This window comes from Pseudomonas sp. CM27, from assembly GCF_013179515.1.
Lineage (GTDB): Bacteria > Pseudomonadota > Gammaproteobacteria > Pseudomonadales > Pseudomonadaceae > Aquipseudomonas.
Genome location: NZ_JABMCN010000049.1, coordinates 18,706 through 28,062 on the forward strand (window position 1 = coordinate 18,706; position 9,357 = coordinate 28,062).

A 9,357-nucleotide genomic window follows, 5' to 3' on the forward strand; every position below is an offset into this window, starting at 1 on the left:
TTCCTTGATCGAGCTTGCGTGAGCGTCTTTAAACGCTGGCCTGAGGGCGATGACGCTCCCACGGGGCGCTTTGGAATAGACGCTGATCAAAGAAAATCTGTGTCTGGTTTTTATAGGTCGTGTCTTCTGCGCTGCCGTTGCCATCGTTGAAGCATATGAGCTTGTACTTGAAACGCTCTTTGCTGACGACACGCGCAATGTTGGTCGGGCGAATAATGATGCCAGGAGCGTCGGCCTTGACGGCTAGGCCCGATGCATAGGCAAAGTGGTGATAAAGGAAGGATGTCAGGTTAATATCCTCCAAGCTGCGACGTTTCGCTGAGCGAGTCTTAGTGAAAACCTCTGGGAAGAGGTCTTCTATCTTGGTCAGTACGGACTTCTTCAAGCAATACGGTACATGCCTATGAAGGTTCTTTGCTTGGTAACCTGGGAACAGGTCACGTAACAATTTGCGCGAATTGCTGGCAGCCACCAGATAGTCGGGAGTTTCATCGGTGATTAAGTCACCTGCCATGCCGTAGGGTTCGAAATAGGCAAGTGAGCGGCCAATCTCATCGAAAAAGTCAGTAGGCAGACACGGTTGGCCCAGTACAAAGTCATCATTGAGGTAGATGAAGTTTTCGCACAGCCCTGGGATCCGATGAAGGCAAGCTTCGATGGCATGGGAATTGAAGTTTGGCAGCACGGTGGTGTCGGGGAAGATCTCAGTGTGATCGACCCACACCACTTTAGGATCTTCGCGCAGCCATTCCGGTCTCTGGCAATTGGAAACCACGTAGATTTTGTTCAGCCAGGGTGCATATTTGTTCAGCGAACGCAGCGAATAGCGCAGTTCGTCGTTGTTGGTGTAGCGGTCGGGGTCGAAACCTTCTTCTGGGAACGACTCTGTCCAGAGGGCCTGCCAGCCTTCATCGGCGTGATTCACCCAAGTGTAGACCGCATCGACCGACTGGTAATCCGCGCGCTCGGCTTTTGATGCGTAAATCTGTTCGAACATGTCGATTGGGAAACGGCGCTGCCAGGCACGACCCGAACGCATGGTGGCCTCACCGGAAGGTGCGAGGTCATACAGGTAGAAGTGCAGGACATGAGTCTCGCCGAGGATGTTGCACAGCTCAACGACAAAGTCTGGCCGTTGGGCCAATGCGGAACATACCGCTTTTACGTCAAAACGCTCGTCGGCTCGGGACGATATATTGAAGCCACCACCAAGCGTGTAGATTGTCACGTTAGTAGGTGTTGAATCTTTCAAGCCACCAATAAAACTGATGAGGCCATTAAGGTAACCACTCCACAGAACCAAGCTGTTGGGGTTAACTCCGTCCTCGGCGCCAATCCCTGCATTCAGATACTTGCGGATGTACTCGGGCAGGCCTAACCGGTTTACCTCCAGGAGGTCGACACTGCGTGTCACCTGTTGGGGTTTGGCCTCAGTTTTGGTGATCGCCGCAGGAGGGGCATCTTTGAAGACGCGTTTACGGAACATGTCATAGAAAAACATGTTTGGATCCCGCAAAAATTTGCGAATCTTTTTGTACTTAACTGGTTTCTTATTCATTTAATAAAAATCTCAAACGTCGTTTGAAAGTATCAAATCTGTCTATGTGTCCAGGCTTGTTCTCGAACAGCGCGGAGTAATCATCGACGCTGCGTTCGGAGAGGCGACAGGCTTCGATAAAATCTTCTAGTAGGCTTTTGGAAACTTCGTCGCCCCAATGCCTGTCATGGGTCTCTACGAACTTTGAGTAATTAGACTCCCGCTTCTCTTTGTGCGCAACGATGCTGGGCCTTTCATGGTAAAGATGGAAAACAAAGTCTTTATTGAGTAGGGCATCGAGCGAGAGGCGGCCGAGCGCGCGCCGGAAACCGGAGGTGAATAGGGGAGACCGTGCGCTTCTGTTAGACATCATCTCTCTGCAGGGCTGCAGCGAGCCATGATGCTGTGCCAAGCGCATCATGAAATCGAAATCTTCGTAGCCATGCCCATTGTAGGACTCGTTGAACCGGCCGATCGCCACGTAGTCTGCGCTTTTCATCACGGTGACAGAAGATGGGTTGGCCAAGTGCAGAAATTCTTTTCGGGAAAACGAGAAATACTTGTCTTTGAGCTGAGCCGGCGTTGTTTTCCCTTTGCAGAGGTCTTTAGAGCCCTTGGCAGTCAGATACATACAGGGAAGGAAATAGAACGGAGAGTGCCCTCCGACTATCAGGCTTTTGTACTTTTCTAAGAGTGAGAAATCAGGCCAAATATCCACGTCCAAAAGGGCAATGAGTTCGGTGTTGATGACCTCAAATGCGCGGTTTCGGAGCAAGGCTGGGTTGACTGAACCAGTATAGTGCTTTTCGGCCAGGAGCGTAGTGTAGGTATTGTTCTGAAGGCACTTCTTTAGCCGACGATCATTCGCGCTATTATGATCGTTGAGCGAGAAGATCAGAGGAACGCGCGCACGCTCAGCGGCATCCGACATCCTGACGGCTTTTCGCAAGATATCCAGCGGGCGCTGTGATAAGTCGAGAGGTACGATAATCGATATGTCATTCATCGTTCAGATTGCTGCTTACTCAGGACTGTCGGTTCCGTCGGTGTACTCAAGAGCCTGTGAAAATGGGCTTGGCCATCTGACTCTTCGTGCCAGCCTGCTCGGGTGGCCGAGCATGCTGGCAATGGCTATCAGTTAACGCCGGTCGCGCGCCCCAAAATCATGGTCTGCACGATAGGCGAAATGACTTTCTGCCACTCGTACACTGCTGCGTTAGTAACGTAGATGGTATCATCTGGCTTAACCATGACTTGGCGCGCATAGAATATGGCAGCCGGATCTCGTAGGTTGAGGCGCAATACAACAGGTTTTGATTTGCCGTTTTCCATGCGGAAGACGAAAACACCTTCGGCGTTGGCGCTACCTTCACGCAGGCCGCCCACGCTGCCTAGAGCATCCAGCAGGCTCGTGTTGCGGTCGGGGAGGTCTTTGAGGCCAGGCGAGGTAACTGCGCCCATGGCGACAAAGCGCTGGCGTGCTCTGTCCAGTACCACTTCGGAGTTCGGACGCAGGACCATGTTATTTCCGGCCAGCACTTCTTCGTAGTTGATCTGTTGAACTTGGCTACCATTGCGCACTGTCACGTTCACCAAGTGAGGCTCTAGTACCGGCCCGCCCGCTTGATTGACCGCATCCAGCAGCGTTAGTGGGCCCTGCAGAGTGCTGAAGCGACCAGGGGTTTTGACTGCGCCGGCAACTAGAACTGAGCCAGAGAGGTCTCCTACCAGTTCGATGTGCGTTTGTACGTCGGTGGTAATACCTTTGAGCTGGCGATGAATCATGGTTTCGACTTGATTCAAGGTCATGCCGGCCACGAACTGACGCCCGACGTAAGGCAATGAAAGCATCCCTTGCGAGTCGATGCGCGCCTTTAGTTGCGTGCCCCCAGTTGCCAGTGGTGCAAATAGGGACGAGCCCTCTGGCGCGGTGTCAGCGATCAAGACGTTGAGCGTGTCACCTGCCATCAAGCGCACTTCTGGCGACACAGGCTTGGTTACGCTGGCCAGTACTGGTGGCACGGTGCCGCGCATGTAAGGTGCGATGGTGTTTTCGCTGATGTCGACGAGGGTATAGGCCTCGGTCTTGCTTTCGATCGCCCCTTTATAGGGGCCCGCACCGGAAACCGTGCCACCGCAACCGGCCAGGCTCAAGCTTGCCAAGGCCAGTGCTGCCAACCTGAGCTTGAAGTTGTGAGAGACAGCCAGGGATTTAATCACGATGATCCTCGATCGAAGCCAGAATGAAGCGGGTGATGCCGTACAGCATCAGCAGGCCAAGCAAAATTGTCGCCAGGTTGTACCAGCGTTCTGGGTACAGGGCGAGCTGTGGGGTATTGGGGCTGACAACCGTGACCAGCGTGCGAATTTTTTTACTGGCTTCGATGCGCGCGTTATCCACAGCAGCAACGGCGGTTTTGTAGCTTTCTTCGGCAATGCCGGCGTCCAGGGTCAGTTGCTGGAAGCGCGAAGCCACCACGTTCAACTGTGAGCCTTGAGGGGAAGAGACCAACAGTCGTTTTTCCTTGGCCAACTGTTGGGTAATTGCTTCGACTTTCTGGCGTTGTTGGCGTACCTGAGGTGCATCGCCGCGCAGCTTGAAGGTCATTTCGGTGAGCATGGCCTGTTCTTTGGTGTACTGGCTTTCGAGGTCGGCAACGATGGTCGCGCGGCTCTGGGCAGTAGTGCCACCGTCAAGCACCTTGTTGACGTTCTGGAAGGTCAGCAGCTGCGTTTTTTGCAGGGCGTAGTTCTGGCGTGCGGTTTCCAGTTCGCCTTGGGCAAACTTCATCTGCTCGCGGGCGATGTTGTGGCTGACTTCGTTAACGAAGTGCTCACTGGCCTGCAGGATGGTGCGCAGCATTTTCTCGGAAAGTTCTGGTGTGAAGGCCTGCACTTCAACGCGTAGCAAGCCGGTCGTTTCGTCATAATGGGCCGAGACCATGCGCTGGTAGTATTTGAGCAGGTCTTCGCGCTCGGCGTCCTTGTCCAGCCAGAAAAACAGGTCGCTGCGCTGTGCGGCGTACTGCTCAATCCAGTGCACGCGGTCTTCAAGCAGCAGCATCATGTCCATCGACGTGATGTACTCGCGAAGATACAGCGTCTCTTCCCGCGAGGCCGGGTTGGTACCGGTTAGCAGGGTTGCAAGGCCAGGGACCTGCGCTGCTTGGTTGTTGCCGTCTTGACGCACCACCACTTGGGATGAGCTGACGAAGCGGTCCACGGCGAACACGCCGTAGTAGACGACCGCCAGGACCATTGGTAGGACGACCATAGCGATTGCTAGGCCCCAACCCTTGAATTTACCCGTGCTGCTCATAATGTGATGCATCCTTGAGTGAAACAGTCTTGCTTGAAATTAATGGGGTATTACGCGCTGTAGGCCTTGATGCCTTCCATCACGTCTTCGTAGATCTCTATGCCGCCATCTTTAACAAGCAGGACGATGTCGCAGAGCTTCGAGATTTCTGACATGGAGTGCGAGACCAGCACGACATTGGAAGTTTTCAGCTTTTGCCGGAAAACCTTTCTGCACTTACGTTTGAACTGTGCATCACCGACCGACATTACTTCGTCGATCAGGTAGTAATCGAAGTCAAACGCCATGCTTAAGCCGAACGCTACCCGAGACCGCATGCCGGATGAATACGTCTTAATCGGCTCATCGATCCAGGTACCGATCTCGGCAAACTCCTGAACGTAGCGAATTTTCTCGCGCATGGCTTCGCCCTCCGCGCCATACACCCGGCAGACAAACTTGATGTTGTCTCTTCCAGACATGCTGCCTTGAAAGCCGCCGGTCAAGCCAACGGGCCAGGAGATGCTGCGGTCGGTGACGATCGTGCCGGAGTCTGGCACATCAGCGCCGCCCAGCAGACGCATGAGCGTTGACTTGCCAGCACCGTTGCGGCCGATTAGGCCGATGTTCTTCCCGGGTGGAATAGCAAGCGACAGATTCCGAAAGACATACCGGCGCCCTTTGGGGGTCAGGTATGACTTTGTAACGTTTCTCAATTCGAACACGGTACCTGGGTCTCATCCATTCTTGGTGGAAATCAAATGCAGCCTGCGCGCCCTGTAACTGCCTAGCGAAATGAACAACAGCACTAAGGTGAAGCCCGCCACGTACCCAATCGAGATGCCATCGACCATTGCGTAATTGGGCAGCACCTCGCCGCGGATCAGCTCGGTCAGGTGGAGGAACGGGTTCAGCAACAGTATTGGCATCAGCGCATGCGGGAGATAGGCAGCGGGAATGAGCACCCCAGAGATGAAATAGAGGGGAAAGAAGATCATCCGGATGACGAGTTTCAAGCTAGGCAGCGCGTGAGTGATCAGTGCCAGCAGCATGCCAAGGCTGAAGGCAAAAAGCAGGCCGAGCGCCAGCGTCATGAACCACATCAAGGGGTTATGGATGGACATGTCAAACCCCCACCACGCGAAGCCGAACACAATCAGTGCGTACACCAGCCCGCTGATGCAGGCCTCAACGATCACGCGAGCGATATAGGTGTCGAGTGGCTTGATCTGCTTGTAACCAAACAGGGACCGGTTCTCCCGGAGGCTGTCCATCAGCCTGAGTGCGGTGTTGCGATACAGCAGGAAGGGTGCCATGCCTACGAGCACGAAGACCGGGTACTCGACCCCAGAGATCGTGCGCCCCCGGATCATGGTGTATAGCAGTGAGAAAATCAGAAGGTGGCAAATTGGCTCGATCAGGATCCACACTGCGCCCATGCGGCGATCCCCAATGCGGGCTCGCGCCTCGCGCAACACCAGCGCGAAGATGACTGATTTTTGAATCTGCAGCGACGAACGAGGCTTCAAGATGGTTACCGCAAAGCAAAGCAGCGCGCCTAGGCACGCCGGAATTCATCTTCACGAAAGGCCCGATTCCCTGAGCGAGTAGGCTGGGGATTTCCCGGATACTTCCATGTTCTAAGGGGCGCGAGGTTAATTCCCTGAGACGCAAGCGTCAAGAAAATTGAAGAAAATCCCATGTCGGGCTCAAGCCGATTGGCTCCAGTTGACGTGCTCGCATCAAGGCCAGCAGCACGCATATCCGTTTGTTTTTAACAAGCTCCGTATGTCGCTGATTCAGGCTTCGTCCTCTTCCTCTGCCATAGGACGCTTGCGTTCACGCTGATCGGTCATGATAGTTCGCTAACTAGTATAAGAGCCTGGCGATATCAGTAGGAAATGCGTTGTTTGTTAATGTATTAAAGCAGCATATTCGTTTTCGTTTAAGAAAGCCGCTGCTAGTTCCAAGGCGGCTTTATGCTTGTCTACATGGTCGTGAAATTCACAAGGTTCTGTCAGCGGCCGCTAAATGTTTCTGGCTGCTTGAAGAACAATGAAATTTCAAATTCATCATGAGATGGTCAGGGGGGCGAACGATTTAACCAAGTCGTCTAGCGCTTTGATCTGAGCCAAGAACGGCTCCAGTTTATCGAGTGGCAAAGCGCTCGGGCCGTCGCACTTCGCTTGATCTGGGTTCGGGTGCGCTTCCAAGAACAAACCCGCCAAGCCTACGCCCATGCCTGCACGCGCCAGGTCTACCACCTGATCACGCCGGCCACCTGATGCAGCACCCGAAGGGTCGCGATTTTGCAATGCGTGCGTGACGTCAAAGATGATAGGCAGGTCATCACACGTGCGCTTCATGACGCCAAACCCAAGCATGTCCACGACCAAATTGTCGTACCCCATGCAAGTACCACGGTCACACAGGATCAACTGGTCGTTACCAGCCTCCTTGAATTTGTGCACGATATTTTGCATTTGCGATGGGCTAAGGAACTGAGGTTTCTTGATATTGACAGGCTTGCCAGTCCTGGCCAGCGCGACCACAAGGTCGGTTTGCCGTGCAAGGAAAGCAGGAAGCTGCAACACATCAACCACTTCAGCAACCGGGGCAGCCTGATAGATTTCATGAACGTCGGTGATGATTGGTACGCCGAACTCAGCTTTCACTTTTTCAAAAATGCGCAGTCCTTCTTCCATGCCAGGGCCGCGGTAGGAATGGATGGAAGAGCGGTTGGCTTTGTCAAAACTGGCTTTGAATACATAGGGAATGCCCAGCTTCTCTGTAACGCGTACGTATTCTGCGCAGGCAGTCAGGGCAAGATCTTCGGACTCAAGAACGTTGATGCCGCCGAACAGAACGAAAGGAGTCGAGTTCGAGCATTCGATTGCTGGGGTGATTTTGATCATTTTTTACTCAATAACTCAAAGTGGAAGGAGCCTGTAGGATGTGGCGAGGGGAGGCTGTCATCATCCGCTTGCCGACCGTGATTGGTCTGATTCTACAATTTTTTGCCAGGTTGATCAGGGTTTACAGATGTAGTGAGATCCAGGCAGCGAGCCTCGTGTCTATCTGATCAAGGGGTTTTTTCAATTTTTCCAGAGGGTTTTTTCGCCTCTGAAAACCTCCCTTGCAGGCCTTTCCCTTCCCCGCGCGTGCTCAATGCCTATAATGGCGCCGAGTCTGGACCTGGCAATGACTGTCGGGGTCAAGCATTACCAAGCATCAAGGATCTCTCTGCAATGGCGTTCTACCGTACACCCCATGATGTCACTGCTCTGCCAACCTGGAAGGCGCTTCAGCAACACCGCGACGCCATGCAAGGTTTCAGCATGCGTGAGGCTTTCGCCACCGATGCCAACCGTTTCGACCAATTTTCCCTGAGCAGCTGCGGCCTGTTCCTGGATTACTCCAAAAACCTGATCACTGAACATACCCGTGACTTGCTGATTGACCTGGCGAACCAAACGGGGTTACAGGGCGCCATCAAGTCGATGTTCAGCGGTGAGCTGATCAACGCTTCAGAGGGGCGTCCGGTGCTACATACGGCGCTGCGTCGACCTGTGGCTGACAAGCTGTGTGTCAACGGAGTCGACATCATTCCCGAAGTGCACAAGGTACTTAACCAGATCACCGAGTTGGTCGCCCGTATCCACAATGGCTTATGGCGCGGCTACAGCGAAAAGCCCATTACCGATGTGGTCAATATCGGGATTGGCGGCTCGTTCCTCGGCCCTGAGCTGGTATCCGAAGCGCTGCTGCCCTACGCCCAGCGTGGCGTGCGCTGCCACTACCTGGCGAACATCGACGGCAGCGAGTTCCACGAACTGTCGGCAAAGCTGCGTGCCGAAACCACCCTTTTCATCGTCTCGTCGAAGTCGTTTAACACCCTTGAGACTCTGAAGAACGCAACTGCCGCACGTACTTGGTATCTGGCACAGGGGGGGACGGAAGCTGAGCTGTATCGTCACTTCATCGCTGTATCCAGCAATAAGACCGCTGCTGTGGCTTTCGGCATCAGCGAAGAGAACATCTTCCCCATGTGGGACTGGGTGGGTGGGCGCTATTCGTTGTGGTCTGCCATCGGTCTCCCGATCGCATTGGCTATCGGTACTGCCAATTTCAAAGAGCTGTTGTCTGGTGCGCATGCCATGGACCAACACTTCCAGACAGCGCCGTTCGACAAGAACATGCCAGTACTACTGGCCTTGTTGGGTGTGTGGTACGGCAATTTCTGGGGTGCCAGCAGCCACGCGATCCTGCCGTACGACCACTACCTGCGCAACATCACCAAGCACTTGCAGCAGCTAGACATGGAGTCCAACGGCAAGAGCGTGCTGCAGGACGGTACCCCAGTGAAGACTGAGACCGGTCCGGTGATCTGGGGCGGCGTAGGTTGTAACGGCCAGCACGCCTATCATCAGCTGCTGCACCAAGGCGCCCAGCTGATTCCGGCTGACTTCATCGTGCCGGTAGTGAGTTTCAACCCTGTGGCCGACCATCATCAGTGGCTGTA

General features: G+C 54.0%; 8 protein-coding genes. 1 reads left to right on the forward strand and 7 read right to left on the reverse strand.

Features of this window, described 5'->3' with window-relative positions; translation table 11 throughout:
- Positions 1-28 precede the first annotated feature (28 nt).
- From HP547_RS08585 to kdsA, 7 genes are all read right to left on the reverse strand, one after another.
- Entirely contained in the window at positions 29-1,558 is a 1,530-nt protein-coding gene (locus HP547_RS08585) for a stealth conserved region 3 domain-containing protein (RefSeq protein ID WP_172286040.1), read from the reverse strand.
- The gene (locus HP547_RS08590; protein ID WP_172286041.1) at positions 1,551-2,543 is read right to left on the reverse strand and encodes a capsular biosynthesis protein; all 993 of its coding nucleotides are present in this window, start codon (positions 2,541-2,543) and stop codon (positions 1,551-1,553) included. The genes HP547_RS08585 and HP547_RS08590 overlap by 8 nt, the downstream gene beginning before the upstream one ends.
- A 128-nt stretch (positions 2,544-2,671) precedes the next feature.
- Positions 2,672-3,757 (reverse strand): polysaccharide biosynthesis/export family protein, encoded by a 1,086-nt coding sequence (locus HP547_RS08595; protein ID WP_172286042.1) that lies wholly within the window; start codon positions 3,755-3,757, stop codon positions 2,672-2,674.
- Positions 3,750-4,856, reverse strand: coding sequence for an ABC transporter permease (locus HP547_RS08600; RefSeq protein ID WP_172286043.1), 1,107 nt, complete (start codon positions 4,854-4,856; stop codon positions 3,750-3,752). Before HP547_RS08600 ends, HP547_RS08595 begins: the two co-directional genes overlap by 8 nt.
- Positions 4,857-4,906: 50 nt before the next feature.
- Positions 4,907-5,560, reverse strand: a complete 654-nt coding sequence (locus HP547_RS08605) for an ATP-binding cassette domain-containing protein (protein ID WP_172286044.1) — start codon at positions 5,558-5,560, stop codon at positions 4,907-4,909.
- Positions 5,561-5,572: 12 nt separating this feature from the next.
- A complete protein-coding gene (locus HP547_RS08610; RefSeq protein ID WP_172286045.1) occupies positions 5,573-6,364 on the reverse strand; it encodes an ABC transporter permease in 792 nt (263 codons plus the stop codon).
- Between the two features lie 543 nt (positions 6,365-6,907).
- On the reverse strand, positions 6,908-7,750 hold the full coding sequence (kdsA, locus tag HP547_RS08615) for a 3-deoxy-8-phosphooctulonate synthase (RefSeq protein WP_172286046.1): 843 nt from the start codon (positions 7,748-7,750) through the stop codon (positions 6,908-6,910).
- A 333-nt stretch (positions 7,751-8,083) separates the two neighbouring features.
- On the opposite strand from kdsA, the gene pgi reads away from it, so the two are divergent.
- The coding region (gene pgi, locus HP547_RS08620) for a glucose-6-phosphate isomerase (protein ID WP_172286048.1) at positions 8,084-9,357 on the forward strand (1,274 nt) is incomplete at its 3' end.

What these genes read in the sequence shown, in the direction of transcription:
- HP547_RS08585 (WP_172286040.1), bottom strand. Translation starts at nt 1,558, where the DNA reads ATGAATAAGAAACCAGTTAAGTACAAAAAGATTCGCAAATTTTTGCGG.
- HP547_RS08590 (WP_172286041.1), bottom strand. Translation starts at nt 2,543, where the DNA reads ATGAATGACATATCGATTATCGTACCTCTCGACTTATCACAGCGCCCG.
- HP547_RS08600 (WP_172286043.1), bottom strand. Translation starts at nt 4,856, where the DNA reads ATGAGCAGCACGGGTAAATTCAAGGGTTGGGGCCTAGCAATCGCTATG.
- kdsA (WP_172286046.1), bottom strand. Translation starts at nt 7,750, where the DNA reads ATGATCAAAATCACCCCAGCAATCGAATGCTCGAACTCGACTCCTTTC.